The 17,279-nt window shown below is 72.3% G+C and carries 16 protein-coding genes; 7 read left to right on the plus strand and 9 right to left on the minus strand.

The window, feature by feature from the left end; genetic code table 11:
• The first annotated feature begins 2 nt into the window (after nt 1-2).
• The 3 genes from BJ993_RS03690 to BJ993_RS03700 all read left to right on the plus strand — a co-directional run bounded on the left by BJ993_RS03690 (nt 3) and on the right by BJ993_RS03700 (nt 2,647).
• Nucleotides 3-404, plus strand: a complete 402-nt coding sequence (locus BJ993_RS03690; protein WP_179647779.1) for a DMP19 family protein — start codon at nt 3-5, stop codon at nt 402-404.
• Between the two features lie 125 nt (nt 405-529).
• Nucleotides 530-1,960 (plus strand): hypothetical protein, encoded by a 1,431-nt coding sequence (locus tag BJ993_RS03695; protein WP_179647780.1) that lies wholly within the window; start codon nt 530-532, stop codon nt 1,958-1,960.
• 36 nt (nt 1,961-1,996) lie between these two features.
• Nucleotides 1,997-2,647 carry a hypothetical protein gene (locus BJ993_RS03700; RefSeq protein WP_179647781.1) on the plus strand — a complete coding sequence of 217 codons (651 nt, stop codon included), beginning with the start codon at nt 1,997-1,999 and terminating at the stop codon, nt 2,645-2,647.
• An 18-nt stretch (nt 2,648-2,665) separates the two neighbouring features.
• Here the strand turns inward: BJ993_RS03700 and BJ993_RS03705 are convergent, their stop codons facing one another.
• Nucleotides 2,666-3,202: a helix-turn-helix domain-containing protein gene (locus tag BJ993_RS03705; RefSeq protein WP_179647782.1), complete on the minus strand. Its 537-nt coding sequence runs from the start codon at nt 3,200-3,202 to the stop codon at nt 2,666-2,668.
• A gap of 77 nt (nt 3,203-3,279) precedes the next feature.
• On the opposite strand from BJ993_RS03705, the gene BJ993_RS03710 reads away from it, so the two are divergent.
• Entirely contained in the window at nt 3,280-4,467 is a 1,188-nt protein-coding gene (locus tag BJ993_RS03710; RefSeq protein WP_179647783.1) for a benzoate/H(+) symporter BenE family transporter, read from the plus strand.
• 6 nt (nt 4,468-4,473) lie between these two features.
• On the opposite strand, the gene BJ993_RS03715 is transcribed toward BJ993_RS03710, so the two are convergent.
• Together BJ993_RS03715 and BJ993_RS03720 are read right to left on the minus strand one after the other, a co-directional pair.
• The gene (locus BJ993_RS03715; RefSeq protein ID WP_179647784.1) at nt 4,474-5,652 is read right to left on the minus strand and encodes a calcium-binding protein; all 1,179 of its coding nucleotides are present in this window, start codon (nt 5,650-5,652) and stop codon (nt 4,474-4,476) included.
• A 31-nt stretch (nt 5,653-5,683) separates the two neighbouring features.
• Nucleotides 5,684-6,841, minus strand: a complete 1,158-nt coding sequence (locus BJ993_RS03720; protein ID WP_179647785.1) for a SpoIID/LytB domain-containing protein — start codon at nt 6,839-6,841, stop codon at nt 5,684-5,686.
• A gap of 59 nt (nt 6,842-6,900) precedes the next feature.
• On the opposite strand from BJ993_RS03720, the gene valS reads away from it, so the two are divergent.
• Both valS and BJ993_RS03730 read left to right on the plus strand, forming a co-directional pair.
• On the plus strand, nt 6,901-9,519 hold the full coding sequence (gene valS / locus BJ993_RS03725) for a valine--tRNA ligase (protein ID WP_179647786.1): 2,619 nt from the start codon (nt 6,901-6,903) through the stop codon (nt 9,517-9,519).
• Nucleotides 9,519-9,800: a hypothetical protein gene (locus BJ993_RS03730; protein ID WP_179647787.1), complete on the plus strand. Its 282-nt coding sequence runs from the start codon at nt 9,519-9,521 to the stop codon at nt 9,798-9,800. Before valS ends, BJ993_RS03730 begins: the two co-directional genes overlap by 1 nt.
• 25 nt (nt 9,801-9,825) lie before the next feature.
• Here the strand turns inward: BJ993_RS03730 and clpX are convergent, their stop codons facing one another.
• From clpX to BJ993_RS03750, 4 genes are all read right to left on the minus strand, one after another.
• Nucleotides 9,826-11,103 carry an ATP-dependent Clp protease ATP-binding subunit ClpX gene (clpX, locus tag BJ993_RS03735; RefSeq protein WP_036541694.1) on the minus strand — a complete coding sequence of 426 codons (1,278 nt, stop codon included), beginning with the start codon at nt 11,101-11,103 and terminating at the stop codon, nt 9,826-9,828.
• Nucleotides 11,104-11,238: 135 nt separating this feature from the next.
• Complete coding sequence (locus BJ993_RS03740) at nt 11,239-11,844, minus strand: ATP-dependent Clp protease proteolytic subunit (RefSeq protein ID WP_036541696.1); 606 nt, start codon at nt 11,842-11,844, stop codon at nt 11,239-11,241.
• Between the two features lie 11 nt (nt 11,845-11,855).
• Complete coding sequence (locus BJ993_RS03745) at nt 11,856-12,461, minus strand: ATP-dependent Clp protease proteolytic subunit (RefSeq protein ID WP_036541699.1); 606 nt, start codon at nt 12,459-12,461, stop codon at nt 11,856-11,858.
• A 128-nt stretch (nt 12,462-12,589) separates the two neighbouring features.
• Nucleotides 12,590-13,063: an SRPBCC family protein gene (locus BJ993_RS03750; protein WP_179647788.1), complete on the minus strand. Its 474-nt coding sequence runs from the start codon at nt 13,061-13,063 to the stop codon at nt 12,590-12,592.
• A 96-nt stretch (nt 13,064-13,159) separates the two neighbouring features.
• Between BJ993_RS03750 and BJ993_RS03755 the strand changes: the two genes are divergently transcribed.
• Complete coding sequence (locus tag BJ993_RS03755; protein ID WP_179647789.1) at nt 13,160-15,658, plus strand: hypothetical protein; 2,499 nt, start codon at nt 13,160-13,162, stop codon at nt 15,656-15,658.
• 4 nt (nt 15,659-15,662) lie between these two features.
• Here the strand turns inward: BJ993_RS03755 and BJ993_RS03760 are convergent, their stop codons facing one another.
• A complete protein-coding gene (locus tag BJ993_RS03760; RefSeq protein ID WP_036541705.1) occupies nt 15,663-16,013 on the minus strand; it encodes a hypothetical protein in 351 nt (116 codons plus the stop codon).
• A 53-nt stretch (nt 16,014-16,066) separates the two neighbouring features.
• Complete coding sequence (locus tag BJ993_RS03765; protein ID WP_036541707.1) at nt 16,067-17,263, minus strand: alpha/beta hydrolase; 1,197 nt, start codon at nt 17,261-17,263, stop codon at nt 16,067-16,069.
• Between the last annotated feature and the right edge of the window lie 16 nt (nt 17,264-17,279).

Below are 17,279 nucleotides of genomic sequence, written 5' to 3' on the forward strand. Positions count from 1 at the left end.
CCATGTCGACCGACGACGCGTGGAGCCAGTACGAAGCCTTCGGCGAGGGTGATCGTTCGACTCTGACGCCACGACAACGTGCGGTCTTCGCCATCTGCGACCTACGCCAGGAGATCAACTCCGGCGGGTTCGACTCCTACTTCCGCTCCTGGGGAGGAGACACCGCACCCCTTGCTCTCGCCGCCCTCCCCGAGGCACTGGGCGAGCGGTGGGCCATGCTGCTGCGGGAGGGGATGCAGGTGCTCGGCCCCGACTACCCAGCGAGCGCCGATGCGCGGTTCGACGTACTCGACTCCCACAATCTCGACGCGGTGCTGGACGGGCTCGACGAGAGGTTCTACGACCTCGAGGCCGCGACCGACGCGAACGACCTGATCGACGCCTACCTGCAAGCCGGCTCCTAGTCACCGGTCCACGAGCCCGTCCGGCCACGCCCGTCCGGCCACGCCCGTCCGGCCACGCCCATCCGGTCGTCCACAGGGACCGCTTGCCACTGGCTATCGAACGCATGTTCGCTTATCATGGATGCATGGCCGAACTCGCCTACCTCGATGCGGCAGCGTTGCTCGCTGCCGAGGAGTCCGGGGTGCGCCAGCGGCGCCAGGCCGACGTCGAGGCGATGGACCGCCTGCTCGCCTGGTGCGACCACCACTCCGAGGACCCGCAGTCCCAGCCCGGAGCGGTCCCGGGCATCGGAGGCGACCGCCTGGTCACGATCGGCGGTGAAGGAACGCCGCCGGTGGCCGAGCTGTGCTTCGAGGAGTTCGCGATCGCCGCCCACGCCGGCGTGATCGCGACCGCCAACCGGGCCGCCGACCTGCTCGACCTGCGCCACCGCCTTCCGAACGTGTACGACGCCGTGCGGGCCCTGCGCCTTGAGCTGTGGGTCGCGCGCAAGGTCGCCTCGATGTCACGCAGGCTCGACCGCGACCGGGTGACGGTCGTCGACATCGCCGTCGCAGCCGCCGCTGACGAGTCTCCGTCGCGCGTCCTCGCGCTGGCCGAGGCCAAGGTCATCGAGGCCGACGTCGAGGCCCACCGTCGGCGGATCGCCGACGACGAGGCAAGGAAGGGCGTGTGGCTGCGCCGCAAGCGCCCCGGCGAACGCGCCGGTGGCATCGCCGCCGAGGCGGACGTCCAGAGCCTGGGGATGCGGCTGTCCACCGCGGGAGCCGAGGAGCTGGCCGAGTTCATCGACCACCTCGCCGGCACCATCGCCGACCAGCACGTCCCGACCCACCCCGACGACGTGAAGACGATGGACCAGTTCCGCGCCGAGGCGGCCGAGCTGCTCGCCGACCCCGCCGCGGCGCTCGCCCTCCTCACCGGCCCGCCCGACCAGCCCGACGAGCCCGACCAGCCCGCACCCGAGTCGCTCGCGGCGAAGCGCCACCGCCGCCCCGCGACCATCAACGTCTTCCTCAGCCAGGACGTCCTGTCCGGCAACGCCGACGGTGTCGCCCGGGTCGACGGAATCGGCCCGCTGCTGCTCGACCAGCTCGCCGCCCTCCTGCACCGCCGAGACATCGCCGTCCTCCCGGTCGTGGACCTCACCATCGGGCGCGCCGTCAGCGGCTATGAGCATCCCACGTCGATGAAGCGCCGCACGCTCCTCCGCACCCGGCGCGACGTGTTCCCCCACTCACCCCGCCGCGGCACCAGCCTCCTCGACCACGACCACCCCTCGCCGTACGACCCCACCGGCCCACCCGGCCAGACAAGTGACCACAACGACGCACCCCTGGCCCGCCGCGACCATCGCGCGAAGACCCATCTCGGCTTCCGCGTGGTCCAGCTCGGCCTCGGCGCCTACCGCTGGGAGACACCCCACGGACTCGCCCGCGTCGTCACCGGCAACGGCACCACCTCCGTCGAGCTGATCCGCGACCGGAAAGGCAAGGCGATCGGCGAGATCTACCCGGCCCACCGCCGCGTCGCCTGCGCTCTCTCGACGATGTGACGCTCACGCGGCGGCAGGTCGCCGTAGGGTCACGGCATGACCGTGATCCCGGCGACCCGCCAGGAGCCTGCACGTCGCGACCGCAGGGCGGGCGTGGTCGCCACGGGGCTGTCCGTCGCCCTCTACGCCGCGTCGGTGCCGAGTGGGCTGGGGTCCGACTTCGACGGATACATCTGGGCCGCACGCTTGCTGGACCACCAGTTCCTCCTCGGCGCCCTCGGCTGCACCCTCTCGATCCTCGGCGCCGTCACGCTGCTGCGCGGTTGGCGCCTCGGCATCGGCCTCGCCGTCGCCCTCAGCCTCGGCGTGCTGTGGACGGGGTGGGGCGCGTTGGGCGCCGCCTTCGCCGACAGCCATGACGAGCGACTCTCCGGAGTCGAGAACCCGGACCGCACGCTCCGGACCCGCGTGCTCCTGTCCGGTTTCGTCGATCCGATCTACGAGATCCAGGTGGAGCAGACCGACCGCGGGTTGCTCAACCGCAGGTTCACCCTCGGCTGCATCGACGGCGACGCGCTCTCGATCGACCAGTTGCGGTGGGACGACGGCGCACTGATCGTGGACTCGTCCGCCGGGGCTGTCGCCGTCACGGTCGACGAAGGTGGACGGCCGGGCTACATCCGCCCGTTTCCCGACTCCTCGCTCGACGAAGGCTCCGTGGGTCCGGTCAGGCTCTACCCCTGCTAGCAGCGACCACCGGCGCTCTCACCCCGGCGTGACGATCACGTTGACCGCCTCGAACCCCTCGACCCCACCCCGGTAGGAGTGCGGCCGGTCGGCGGCGAACCGCACGTGGTCCCCCGGCCCGAAGGCGACCACCTCGTCGTCGTACTCCACCGACCCCGAGCCGGACAGCACGACCAGCTGCTCCTCGACGCCCGCCACGTGGGCGCCCGATCGCCGCTCAGCTCCGGGCGCGAGGCGGAGCAGGTAGACCTCGGTCGTCCGGCCCGGCTCGCGCACGACCCGCACGCGTGTCGCGAGGATGCCGTCGTCGGCGATGACCGCGCCGTCGCGGTCGTCCATCAGCGCCGCCATCGGTACGCCGAGCGGCGTCGCCACCGCGTACAGGGTGTCGAGCGTCGGGTTGCGCTGCCCGGTCTCGAGCTCCGAGAGCGTGCCCTTGCCGATGCCGGCCTCGGCGGCCAGGGCCGAGAGGGACAGCCCGCGGGCCTCGCGCAGCGCGCGGATCCGGGCGCCGACGCCGGCGCGATCGGGACCCGGGCCGTCCACTCGCGCCATCGGCGTCCCTTCACCTAGAGTGTTCCGTATACAGAACGCCGCGCAGGTGTTCGCGAGAGCCAGTCGGAGGAGGCGGCGTGTCCGAGGAGACTACCCACGGCCCGGTGCTCGCCGGTGTGGTCACGGCGGTCGTCGGGTTCAGCAGCTCGTTCGTCGTGGTGCTCGCCGGCCTCACCGCCGTCGGCGCGTCCCCCGACCAGGCCGCCTCCGGCCTGCTCACGCTGCTCGTCACCCAGGCCGCCGGGATGCTGTGGCTCTCGGTGCGGCACCGCACTCCCGTCGTCCTCGCCTGGTCCACGCCCGGCGCCGCGCTGCTCGCCTCGGCCACAGGCGTCACCGGCGGCTGGCCGGCCGCCGTCGGTGCGTTCGTCGCGACGGGGGTCCTGATCGTCCTGACCGCGCTCGTCCCCCGGCTCGGCGACCTCGTCGCAGCCATCCCGCAGAGCCTCGCCCGGGCCATGCTGGCCGGTGTCCTGCTGCCGCTGTGCATCGCGCCGGTCACCGCCGTCGTCGACGCTCCCCAGGCCGTGGCGCCCGTCGTCCTCACCTGGCTGGTCCTGCTGCGGATCGCGCCCCGCTGGGCCGTGCCGGCATCGCTCGGCGTCGCCCTGGCCACCGTCCTCGTCACCGCCGACGTCGACGCCGCCGCGCTCGCCCCGACCCTGGCCTGGACCACCCCGCACTGGTCCGTGCCGGCGCTCGTCGGCGTGGCCCTGCCCCTGTACGTCGTCACGATGGCCTCGCAGAACGTGCCCGGTGTCGCCGTCATGGGCACCTTCGGCTACCGCGTGCCGTGGCGCGAGACGCTCGCCGTCACCGGCATCGGCACCGTCGTCGGCGCCCCGACGGGTGGCCACGCGATCAACCTGGCCGCGATCAGCGCGGCCCTCGCCGCGGGCCCCGCCGCGGGGCCGGACCGCAGCCGCCGCTGGATCGCCGCCGTGAGCGCCTCGGTGACCTACCTGGTCCTCGCCGTCGCGAGCAGCGCGCTCGCCGCGATGGTCGCGGCTGCCGAGGACGGGCTGATGCAGGCCGCCGCCGGCTTGGCCCTGCTGGGCACGCTCGGCAGCTCGCTGGCCGACGCGCTCGCCGATCCCCGCGAGCGCGAGGCCGCCGCCGCGACCCTCGTCGTGGCCGCCTCCGGGGTCACCGTGCTCGGGATCGGCGCCGCGTTCTGGGCGCTCGTCGTCGGCCTCGGCTGCCGGGCCGTGCTCCACCGCCCGGCCCCCGAGCCGGACCCGGAGCCCGAGAAGGCGCCGGCCTGAGCCGGCTCAGACCTCGCAGCCCCGCCGGACCTCGGTGGAGCAGATGTCGGCCCCGGCGCCGCCGTACCCGATGTCGCGGCCCTTGCCGCCGTCGAGGATGTCGGTCCCGCTGAGCCCGTAGAGCTTGTCGCCGCGGCCGCCACCCGAGAGGTAGTCGTTGCCCGACGAGCCGGTCAGGACGTCGCTGTACGACGTGCCGTAGGCGAGGTTGATCGACCTCAGGGTCGCCAGGCCGGTGCTGTCCCAGCGCGCCTCGCCGCGGCCCAGGTTGATCCGCACGGCGCGGTCGAAGCCCTGGAAGCTGATCGAGTCGTCGCCGGTGCCGCCGTTGGCATAGGGACGCGCCTTCCTCGTCCGGACGACGAAGGTGTCGTCCCCGCCCTCGCCGTAGGCGGTCGACTTGCCGTCGCGGAGCCGGAAGAGGTCGTCGTCGGCGCCGCCGTAGCCGCGGGCGCCGAGCGAGAGCTGGACGTTGTCGGTGCCCGCGTCGCCACGGGCGACCCCGCCCTTCATGACGACGAGGTCGTTGCCGGCGCCGCCGCTCGCCGTACCGCCACCCGCGACGAGGGTGTCGTCGCCCCCGTTGCCGGTGATGGTGTCGTCGCCGGCCACACCGACGAAGCTGTCGGGGCCGGGGCCGCCGACCATCGTGTCGGCGTCCGCGGTGCCCTGCAGGGTCTCGATCTGCAGGTAGACGTCGTGCCCGTCGCCGTCGACCGTGCCGGCGGCACCGTCGACCGTGATCGGGTGCAGCGCGGTGACATAGGTCAGCAGGTCCTTGTCGCGACCGCCGTTGATGCGGTCGTCGTCGGCGCCGCCGTAGAGCGCGTCCGCACCGGTGCTGCCGAGCAGGTAGTCCTTGCCCGGGCCGCCGGAGAGCCGGTCCGCGCCGGCCTCGCCGTTGACGGTGTCGTTGCCGTAGCCACCGGAGATCGAGTCGTTGCCCGTGCCGCCGCACACGACGTCGTCGCCGGCGCCACCCTTGAACCTGTCGTTGCCCGGACCGAGCCAGACCACGTCGGCGAGCGGGGTCCCCTCGAGGTCGTCGTCACCCGTGGTGCCGACGATCGTCGCGGTCAGCCCACGGCAGGTCTGCGTCGCGGCGTCCGCCGGTCCGGCCACGACGACCGCACCGACCATGACCAGCGACGCCCCGGACAGCAGGGCCAGCAAGCTCTCGCGCATACCCCATACCTGTCACCGGGGTGGTCGCCCGTTACACGCGGCGGAAGTACGTCGACAGCAGCCCGATCCGCGACCGGAAGGTGTCGGCCGGGACGTCGACCGTCTTCAGCGTCCCGGTGACCCGCACGGTCACGGCGCGACCACCCCAGTCGCCGTGGCCGTCCCGGGCGACGACCGTCACGGCCGTGGCGGTCCCGATGCCCGGCGCCGCAGCCCGCAGCTCCGCCTGGGTGAGCGTCCAGTGCCAGGTGCGAACCGGGTCGTAGGGGTCGGCCCGCGCGACGAGATAGGGCTGCGAGCCCTTCACGGTCCACCCACCGTTGCTGGACGAGAACTGCGTGAACGCCGGCGTGCCGCCGTAGGCCCGGATCTCGCCCCGGGTGGCCGCGATCGCCGCGTCGGTCTGCGGCTGCTCGTCGCCCGCGCCGCCGTAGACCTGCGACTGGGTGGTGTCGTAGACGTCGAAGTGCCCACGGCTGCTGTTGGCGCGCTCGTAGGCGGCGTAGGAGCGGGCGGCGACCGCCTGCGCCTTGAGCGCCTCGGCCTTCCACAGCGCCGGCATCTCCCGCGGCACGACGCCGCGCAGGTAGGTCTCCAGCGACACGATGTTGACCACGTCGCGCTGCCCGCCGGCGCTCGCCGAGCGCAGCTTGCCGCGGTAGACCTTCGACCCCGACGGCAGGTAGAGCCGCATCGACGGCGCGACGAACTCGGCCTGGCCGGCGATCGAGCGGACCAGGTGCCAGCTGTCCGTGTAGACCCAGACCCTGCTGGTCGCGTTGTCGGACGACGGCGTGATCCGCCAGCGGGTCGCCCCCGCCCGGCTCAGCGGGTACGACGCCCCGCTGGACACCGAGCGCACCGACAGCCCGCTGCGGTGACCCACCACCAGGGCCTGACGGGTCTCCGCCGTGAGCAGGACGCGGATGTCGCCCGTGGCCGACCCGACGCGGGTGCCCGGGTAGTAGAAGTTGACGATCTGCCGGAAGCCCAGCCCCTTGGTCGCGGCGCCCTGCGCGCCCCACTGCGACATCCCCTTGCCGTGGCCCCAGCCGCGTCCGTCCAGCTGGAACTCGGCTGCTCCGGCCGCCGAGGCGACCGCCGGGCCCGGCGCCACCACCCCCGGCACCACCGCCAGCGGGGCGACGGTCGCGAGCGCGGTCAGGGCTGCACGGGCGAGCAGGCGCATCGTCCGAGGTTAACCCGCGGTTCAAGGCTGGAGGCCGTTGCGAACTAGGATCCTTGTCCATGAGCGAGCTCGAGAGCCAGCAGACCCCGGACCCGACCAGCGCCGACGCCAGCGCTGTCGTCGTACCGGACAAGCCGGCCCTGGAGGGGCTCGAGGCGAAGTGGGCGGAGCGCTGGAAGGCCGAGGACACCTACGGCTTCGACCGCACCCAGCCGCGCGAGAACGTCTACGCGATCGACACCCCGCCGCCGACCGTGAGCGGCAGCCTGCACGTCGGCCACGTCTTCTCCTACACGCACACCGACCTGATCGCCCGCTTCCAGCGGATGCAGGGCAAGTCGGTCTTCTACCCGATGGGCTGGGACGACAACGGCCTGCCGACCGAGCGCCGTGTCCAGAACTACTTCGGCGTGCGCTGCGACCCGTCCCTGCCCTACGACCCCGACTTCACTCCCCCGGAGAAGCCGGACCCCAAGCGCCAGGTCCCGATCAGCCGCCCGAACTTCATCGCCCTGTGCGAGCAGTTGGTCGAGGAGGACGAGAAGGTCTTCGAGGCGCTGTGGCGCACCCTGGGCCTGAGCGTCGACTGGAAGATCACCTACACGACGATCGGCAAGCACGCCCAGACCGTCAGCCAGCGCGCGTTCCTGCGCAATCTGGGCCGCGGCGAGGCCTACCTCCAGGAGGCGCCGACCCTCTGGGACGTCACCTTCCAGACCGCCGTCGCGCAGGCCGAGCTCGAGGCGCGCGACTACGCCGGCGCCTACCACCGGGTCGCGTTCCACAAGGCCGACGGCTCGCCCGTCCACATCGAGACCACCCGTCCCGAGCTGATCCCGTCCGTCGTCGCCCTGATCGCGCACCCCGACGACGAGCGGTACGCCGACCTGTTCGGCCAGACCGTCACCTCGCCGGTCTTCGGCGTGGAGATCCCCGTCCTCGCCCACCCGGCCGCCGAGAAGGACAAGGGCGCCGGCATCGCGATGTGCTGCACCTTCGGTGACCTGACCGACGTGCAGTGGTGGCGCGAGCTGCAGCTCCCGGTCCGCACGGTCATCGGTCGCGACGGCCGGTTCACCCGCGAGACCCCCGAGTGGCTCGGGTCCGAGCAGGCGTCGGCGGCGTACGAGGACCTCAAGGGCAAGACGGTCCACTCCGCCCGGGAGGCGATGGTCGCCAAGCTCAAGGAGACCGGCGACCTCGACGGCGACCCGAAGCCCACGCAGCGGATGGCGAACTTCTACGAGAAGGGCGACAAGCCGCTCGAGATCGTCTCCACCCGCCAGTGGTACATCCGCAACGGCGGCCGGGACGCGTCGATCCGCACCCAGATGCTCGACCGCGGCAACGAGATCCAGTGGCTCCCGCCGCACATGAAGCACCGCTTCGACAACTGGGTCGGCGGCCTCAACGGCGACTGGCTGATCTCGCGCCAGCGCTTCTTCGGCATCCCGTTCCCGGTCTGGTACCCCCTCGACGCCGAGGGCGAGCCCGACTACACCCGGCTGCTGCTGCCGACCGAGGCCGAGCTGCCGGTCGACCCGTCGACGCAGGCGCCCACCGGCTTCACCGAGGACCAGCGCGGCAAGCCCGGCGGCTTCATCGGCGACCCCGACGTGATGGACACCTGGGCGACCTCCTCGCTCACCCCGCAGATCGCGGGCGGCTGGGAGTCCGACCCCGACCTGTGGTCGCGCGTCTTCCCGATGGACCTCGCCACCCAGGCGCACGACATCATCCGCACCTGGCTGTTCAGCCGGGTCGTCCGCGCGCACTTCGAGAACGGTGCCGCGCCGTGGTCGCACGCGATGATCTCCGGCTTCATCGTCGACCCCGACCGCAAGAAGATGTCGAAGTCCAAGGGCAATGTCGTCGTCCCCGACGAGATCCTCGGCAAGTACGGCGCCGACGCGGTCCGCTGGCGCGCCGCGATCGCCCGCCCGGGCCTCGACTCGCCGTTCGACGAGACGCAGATGAAGGTCGGCCGACGGCTGGCGATGAAGGTCCTGAACGCGTCGAAGTTCGTCCTCGGCAGCGTCGGCGCGACCGAGTTCAGCGCCGCGCGGGTCAGCCAGCCGGTCGACACCGCCCTGCTCGGCCGCCTCGCCGGCGTGGTCGGCAAGGCCACCGAGGCGTTCGAGGCCTACGACTACACGACCGCGCTCGAGGTCACCGAGAAGTTCTTCTGGGAGTTCTGCGACGACTACCTGGAGCTGGTCAAGGAGCGCGCCTACGCCCAGGACGGCGACGCCTCCGACTCGGCCCGCGCCACCCTGGCCGCGGCCCTCCAGGTGCAGCTCCGGCTGCTCGCGCCGTTCCTGCCCTACGTGACCGAGGAGGTCTGGTCGTGGTGGCAGGAGGGCTCGGTCCACCGGGCCGCCTGGCCCACCGCCACCGAGCTCGGCTCCCCCGCCGCCTCCGACGGCACCGCGATCGACGCCGTCGCCGCCGCCCTCGCCGGCATCCGCGGCGCGAAGTCGCAGGCCAAGGTCAACATGAAGACCCCCCTGTCGCGGGTCGAGGTCAGCGGCCCCGAGAAGGCCGTGCGCGACGCCGAGGCGGCCTCCGCCGACCTCGTCGCGGCCGGCAAGATCACCGGCGACCTGGTCTTCACGGTCGACGCCGACGCCACCGAGCTGCGCGTCACCGCGGAGATCGCCGAGCAGCCCGCGGAGTGATGCGGGTCCGCACGCTGGCGGCCGCGGCCGTCGTACTGACGCTCGCGGCCGGGTGCCGCGCGACCGAGTGGCCCTCGGACGCGGACCCGGCGGAGTTCTGCGACGGCTTCACCGGCCTTCAGTTCACCGAGGACGGGATCGACGAGGGCCTGCGGCAGCTCGGCACGCCGCAGGACCTGCCGTTCGAGGCACGGCGCTACCTGCTCGACCTCGACGAGGGCAAGGACCCCGACCCGGCCGGGGAGCAGGCGTTCGAGGAGTATGTCGCCGCGTACTGCTGACGACCCGGCAGCCGTAGCAGCAGCGTCAGGCGGACTTTTTCTTCTTCGTCTCGCGCAGCACGAGCGTGGGCGCGACGTCGTCGTCGACGACCTCGCGGGTCACGACGACCTTCTCGACGTCGCCACGGCTCGGCACGTCGTACATCACGTGGAGGAGGACCTCCTCGATGATGGCGCGCAGGCCTCGGGCGCCGGTGCCCCGCTCGAGCGCCTTGTCGGCGATCGCGGCGATGGCGTCCTCGGTGAACTCGAGCTCGACGCCGTCGAGGTCGAAGAGCTTCTTGTACTGCTTCACCAACGCGTTGCGCGGCTCGGTGAGGATCTGGACGAGCGCGTCCTGGTCGAGCGGGCTGACGCTCGCGATCAGGGGAAGTCGGCCGATGAACTCGGGGATCAGGCCGAACTTGGTGAGGTCCTCCGGGCGGACCTGCGAGAGCAGGTCGTCCGCGGCCCGCTCGGCCTCGCCGCGCGGCTCGGCGGTGAAGCCCAGGGACTTCTTGCCGACGCGCTGCTCGATGATGTGCTCCAGGCCGGCGAAGGCCCCGCCGACCACGAACAGGATGTTCGTGGTGTCGATCTGGATGAACTCCTGGTGGGGGTGCTTGCGGCCACCCTGCGGCGGCACCGAGGCGGTGGTGCCCTCGATGATCTTCAGCAGCGCCTGCTGCACGCCCTCACCGGAGACGTCGCGCGTGATCGAGGGGTTCTCGGCCTTGCGGGCCACCTTGTCGATCTCGTCGATGTAGATGATGCCGGTCTCGGCCTTCTTGACGTCGTAGTCGGCGGCCTGGATCAGCTTGAGGAGGATGTTCTCGACGTCCTCGCCGACGTAGCCGGCCTCGGTGAGCGCCGTGGCGTCGGCGATCGCGAAGGGCACGTTCAGCATCCGGGCGAGGGTCTGCGCGAGATAGGTCTTGCCGCAGCCGGTCGGGCCGATCACCAGGATGTTGGACTTGGCGACCTCGACGACCTCGTCCTTGCTGTGCTTGCCCGACACCGGCTGCACGCCGGCCTGGACCCGCTTGTAGTGGTTGTAGACCGCGACCGCGAGGGACTTCTTCGCCTGCTCCTGGCCGATGACGTAGGAGTTGAGGAACTCGAAGATCTCCTTCGGCTTCGGCAGCTCCGCGAGGTCGACGTCGGAGCCCTCGGCGAGCTCCTCCTCGATGATCTCGTTGCAGAGGTCGATGCACTCGTCGCAGATGTAGACACCCGGACCAGCGATGAGCTTCTTGACCTGCTTCTGGCTCTTTCCGCAGAACGAGCACTTCAACAGGTCGCCACCGTCACCGATGCGTGCCACGGGTCCTCCTCAAGTCTGAACTCCCCGACGGTACTCCCTGCGGCGCCGCAAGTGCAGCGTGACACGGGGAGTACCGGGTCGGGTTCGGGGAGGTCATCGGTCGTACGTCGTTCTCTTCGGCAGCCCTGGTCCGGATCAGACCAGTGCGGGGGTCTTCAGCGACTCCAGGATGGAGTCGATCAGGCCGTACTCGACGGCCCCCTGCGCGGTCAGGATCTTGTCGCGCTCGATGTCGCGGCTGACCTCGTCGACCGCCTTGCCCGAGTGGTCGCTGATCATCTTCTCGAGCAGCTCACGCATGCGCAGGATCTCGTTGGCCTGGATCTCGATGTCCGAGGTCTGGCCGAAGGTGCCCTCGGTGTAGGGCTGGTGGATCAGGATCCGGCTGTTGGGCAGCGCGAGGCGCTTGCCCTTGGCACCGGAGGCGAGGAGGATCGCCGCCGCCGAGGCCGCCTGGCCGATGCACACGGTCTGCACGTCCGGCTTGATGAACTGGATCGTGTCGTAGATCGCGGTCAGCGCCGTGAACGAGCCGCCCGGGCTGTTGATGTAGATGCTGATGTCCTGGTCGGGATTCATCGACTGCAGGCACAGCAGCTGGGCGATGACGGCGTTGGCGACGTCGTCGGAGATCGGGGTTCCGAGGTAGATGATGCGGTCCTCGAAGAGCTTGGCGTAGGGGTCGATGCGACGGAAGCCGTACGACGTGCGCTCTTCCCACTGCGGGATGTAGTAGTTCATGCGTTGATCACTCAGTCCTTCTTGTGGGCCGGCCGGCCCTCGTCGGAGGCTTCCTTCGCGCTCTTGATGACCTGGTCGACCAGGCCGTACTCCAGCGCCTCCTGGGCGGTGAACCAGCGGTCGCGGTCGGCGTCCTCGGTGACCTGGTCGACGCTCTGGCCGGTGTGCTCGGCGATCAGGTCGAGCAGCACCTTCTTGATGTGCAGCGACTGCTGCGCCTGGATCTTGATGTCGGAGGCCGAGCCGCCCATGCCGGACGACGGCTGGTGCATCATGATCCGCGCGTGCGGCAGCGCGTAGCGCTTGCCCTTCGCGCCGGCGCAGAGGAGGAACTGGCCCATCGACGCGGCCAGGCCCATGCCGACCGTCGCGACGTCGTTGGGGATGTAGTTCATCGTGTCGTAGATCGCCATGCCGGCGTCGACCGAGCCGCCGGGGCTGTTGATGTGGAGGAAGATGTCCGCCTCGGGGTCCTCCGCCGACAGCAGCAGCAGCTGGGCGCAGATCGCGTTGGCGTTCTGGTCGCGCACCTCGGAGCCGAGGAACACGATCCGCTCGCGGAGCAGCCGGCTGTAGATGTTGTCGTCGAGGAAGTTGATCCCCGCGCCACCGTTCATCTCATGGCCAGCCGCGTGGCCACCGGGAAGAATCTGAGTCACGCGAGCGACACTAGCCGTCCGGGGCGGCAGAACCACGTGTTGCACGCCGCTGTTCGCCGACAGCAGATTTCACGACCCGCCGGCGGTCAGCCCTCGGCGGCGGCCTTGAGCCCGGCCACCGTCGTGGCCATCCCGTGCTCGAGCTCGTCGGCGTGCTCCTCGTTGCCGCCGAGCGCCAGCGGCGCGACGATCCGGCTGCCGAGGGTCAGCCTCGAGGGCACCGGGCGGCGGTGCACCACACGGGTGCGGCCGGCGTCGACCGGCTCGAGCTCCCACACCCACTGGGCACCGCTGGAGGGGGTGTCCCACGCCAGCCGCCGCCCGGGGACGACGTCGGCGACGACGGAGCGCGTCGGCCACACGAAGCCCTTGCGGCGGTTGATGCCGAGGTACCACTGGCCGACGCGGAGGCCACCGCGCTTGAGCGGCACCATCCGCACCGTCTCCGGGCTCCAGCTCGCCAGCTGGGCGAAGTCGGTCAGCAGCGCCCACACGTGCTCGGCGGGTGCGTCGACCTCGGCCTCGGCGCGGAGCTCGCGGGCCGCGTTCGGTGTCGCCATGGGCCCCATCTTGGCAATAACCCGGCCCGGCGTCACGGCGTTGTCCGCGGTGGGATCCGGGCCCGCCACGACGCCCTTGCGCCCAGGAGGAACCCGATGCCTGCCGGCTTCTGCACCCAGTGCGGCTCCGCCCTTCCCGCCGGCAGGAGGTTCTGTACGACGTGCGGCAGCCCGGCCCCGACGCCGGCCGCGCCCACGGTGCAGTCACCGCCTCCCCCGCCTCCCCCGGCTCCCCTGGCTCCCCCGGCTCTCCCGCCTCCCCCACCTCCTCCGTCTCCCGTCGGCCGCCGGCGCCGCGGCGCGGCACTGCTCGTCGGCGTCGGGATCGTGGTCCTCGCCCTGGTGTCGGGTGGCGTGACGGTCTGGCTGCTCAACCGCGGCGACGAGGACACGTCGGCCGGGCGCGGTGACGCCCTCGACGTGCTCCCGGCCTCGATCGGCCAAGGGGTGTCGGTGCTCGGCGAGCCCGGCGAGGTGTGGACCCTCGACGCGGACGACGTCGTCCCGGGCGGCCGGTTCTTCCCGCTGCAGACCTTCGACGACGGCCAGGACGAGACCCCCAACCTGCTCGCGTTCGGCGACGTGGTCGTCGTCCGCGCCTCTGGCGAGGGGGACTCCACCCTGGCCGGGGTCGACGCCCGCTCGGGCGAGGTCGACTGGCGCCTCGACGAGGGGCTCGGCGAGTGCCTCGGGACCGCGCGCCACCTCTACTGCCGCGACGCCGAGTGGAAGGGCCTCAGCGCCGTCGACCCCGCGGCCGGCAAGGTCACCGGCACGACCGACCAGTCACCGCAGTACAGCGTCCACCCGGTCGAGGAGGGCGACCGGCTGTTCGTGCTGGCCGGCGACGGCGACCAGGGCTACACGGCACTGGCCCTGGACCCGGTCACGCTCGCCGAGGTCTGGTCGACACCGATTCCCGGCTCCGGCGACTGGGAGTTCGAGTCCGGCGAGACCACGGGCGCCCTCGACGTCGGCGGCACCACCGTCACCATCACGCTCAACGACATCGAGGGTCCCGGCTACGTGACCCGGGTCGACCGGCGGACCGGCACGCTGCGAGGGGTCAGCGCCAGCGGTGACGACGGCGGGACCGCGGACGGCGACTGGCTCGTCGACGAGGACTGGGAGCACGAGGCCGTCACCGTCAGCCGCGACGGCGAGGTCGCCCTCACCGCCCCCGGTTCGCCGTGGCCCCGCTACAGCGAGAGTGAGTGGGGCTATGTCGTCGACGGCCGGATCGGCGTCGGCACCGCCCTCTACGACATCGCGAGCGGAGCCCCGGCCTGGGACCGCGACGACCTCCCCGACGGCTACTACCAGTGGGCCACCGACGGCGACCAGGTCGTCCACACCACCTCGTGCGACAGCTACTGCACCCCGACGACATCGGTCCTCGCCGCCGACGACGGCCACACCGAGTGGTCCACGGACGGCTCGGTCGGCAGCACCTGGACCCGGGACGCGGTGCTCGGCGTCGACACGGAGGCCGACCTGCTGACCGTCCGCGACCGCCACGACGGCACGCAGGCGTGGACCCAGCCGCTCGGCCTGTACGACGAGGACGCCGACGACGGCGGCATGGGCGGCACCTGGTGGCGGCCCGAGCTCACCGACCACGCCGTCGTCGCGATCGGCAGTGACCGGCTGCTCGGGGCGACCGACTTCCCGGCGTCGGCACCCGGCTCGGGCAGCGAGCCCGGCGGGTCCGGCGACGCCGACGACGACACGGCGTACGTCACCGCCTGCGGGCGGCCGCCGGAGTTCGTCCCCGTGGCGTCCGAGACGGCGTTCGGCGGTGTCACCATCACCTACGAGGTCCACGCGACGTGCCCCGGCGGGCAGTGGCTCAACCACAGCCAGCTCAGCGTGCCGTTCCTCGTCGACGGCTACGCCTACGCCGCCGGCTGGTTCGACTTCAGCGACGCTCCCTACTGGGTCCCCGACGACGGGGTCGAGCTCTCCCTCGTCTACCCGTTCGAGAACACCCAGGTCCCCGAGCCGCAGATCCGGCAGGCGATCGAGGAGGACGGCGGGTCCGGCGACGTGGTCGTCGTACCGTGCGAGCCGGGGCCGGACGACCAGCCGGGCTCGGTGCCGAGCGACCCGTCGTACGGCACCGACCCCGACGAGCCGGCGACGGCCGACGGCGCGCCCGACGAGGCCACCGACGAGGAGCGCGACGAGACCGCGCTGGAGGCCCTGCAGCGGATCGCCGCCGAGGACGAGTCGGCGGTCGAGGCCCTCGGCACGAGCTGGACGGCGCAGCTGTCGTCGAAGAAGCCCGGGACCGCCGACGACGGGATCGTCTACGACTCGTACGACGACATCCTCGCGCTGCACCTGCGGCACCGGGCGCGCTACCCCGACGCGCTCCTGGTGTTCAGCACCGACTGGCCCGGCAGCTTCGGGCCGTCGAGCCGCGACTACTGGGTGACGCTCGCCGGGCAGTCGGAGTCGACGACGGCGCCGGTGCTGCGCTGGTGCCGCAGCGAGGGCTGGGGCGAGGGCGACTGCTGGGCGAAGCGGCTGCGGCGCAGCGGCGACCCGGACGCCAACACCGACCGCGGCGCGCCGGACGAGCGCAACAACTGAGCCGTCAGAACGAGGGCGTGAGGAAGGACAGCCACAGCACGACCGGCGCCCCGGCGACGACCACGGCGATGATCGCGAGCACCAGGCCCGCGGTGCGCCGGGCGAGCAGCCAGCCGAGGCCGGCCAGCAACGCGCCGGCTGCGCCGGGCACCGCGATCACCAGCGCGATGAGGTAGCCGATGCCGACGAGCGGGTCGTCCGACGTGCGCGCCGCCTCATCGGTGGCGATCCACGCCCAGGCGGCGAAGCCGAGCTCGAGGACGGCGAGGACCAGGGCGACGACGGCGGTCACGACTGCCGCGCGGCGGGTGGGCGCGTCGGGGCGGGCGGGGCTGTCGGGCGTGAGCGTCGTCATGCCTCCAGCGTCGTACGACGCCCGCGGCGGCGGATGAGTAGTCGGACTCAGTTTCAGCCTGCTGCAGCCGCCGGGACGGGCTCGGCGAGCCACCGCGTGAGCGCGGTGTGGACCTCGGGGTGGTTGAGCAGGCCGAAGTGGTCCGTGCGGGCGAGGTGGAGCACCTCGGCGCCGGGGAACAGCTCGGTGCCCCGGCGGTCGCGGCCGGTGGCCGAGCGGGGGGTGACGAGCAGGTCGCCGATGGCGCTGGCCACCGGGTGGCGGGGGGACCTGGTGAGGGTCGCGGAGACCAGCCGGTAGCGGGCGTGCGGCAGCGGCGGCACGTCCTGGGCCAGGCCCTCGATGAGGTCGTGGATGCCGGGCGCCTGGCGGTCGATGATCCGACCGAAGGCGGCGCTCTCGGGGAACCGGGCCAGACGACGGCTGGCCCGGTCGGCGCCGACGGCGAACCACGAGCCGAGGTGCGGGGTGCCGAGCGTGACGACGTCGGACACCAGCCGCGTCCACGGCGCGGGGGCGTCACCGTCGGCGACCACCGCCGAGGACGCCCGGATGATCAGCCCGCCCAGCGAGTGGCCGACGAGCGCGATCCGGGTGACCTCGGTCGGCCACGCGTCGACCAGGCGCTGCAGGAGGGACGCGAGCACGACGCCGTTCTCGCGCAGGGGCAGGCCGGTGTTGGCGCGGAGGTAGACAGGCGTCCAGCCGCGGCGGGCCAGCGTCTCGCCGTACGTCGAGCCGAGGCGGTCGCGGTGCCGGCGCCAGTAGTCCTCGGTCTCGCAGAGGCCGTGGAGGAAGACCACGAGCTGGCCGGTCGCGTCCCGGAAGTCGGCGGCGACCTGGCCCGGCGTCAGGACCACGTCGCGCCCGTCGCGGCGCACGGCCATCTCGATCGCCAGCTGCGGGCGTTCGCGGCGCAGCTCCTCCCCGATCAGGCCGTTGACGGCTGCGCTGACGAAGCGGCCGCGCGGGCCGTCCTCCAGGCGCGGCCCGAGGCCGGTCTCGGCGAGGCGGGACAGCCCGGCGCTCGCCCCGCGCAGCGAGACGCCCAGGGCGCCGTACACGGTGGCGGCGATGCCGCGGTGGAGCACCTCGGCGGGACGTCCGGCCGGCCCGAGGCCGAGGCCGACCGTGCCGTGCACGCGGCGGGAGATGGCCTCGTGGGTGTCACGCGCGGTCGCGACGACCAGGTCGTCGAGGACCGCCGTGGCCAGCGCTGCGGCGTCGACGAGGGTCGGTTGCTGCCTCATGAAAACGGAGACTACC

This window comes from Nocardioides aromaticivorans (assembly GCF_013408525.1).
GTDB lineage: Bacteria > Actinomycetota > Actinomycetes > Propionibacteriales > Nocardioidaceae > Nocardioides > Nocardioides aromaticivorans.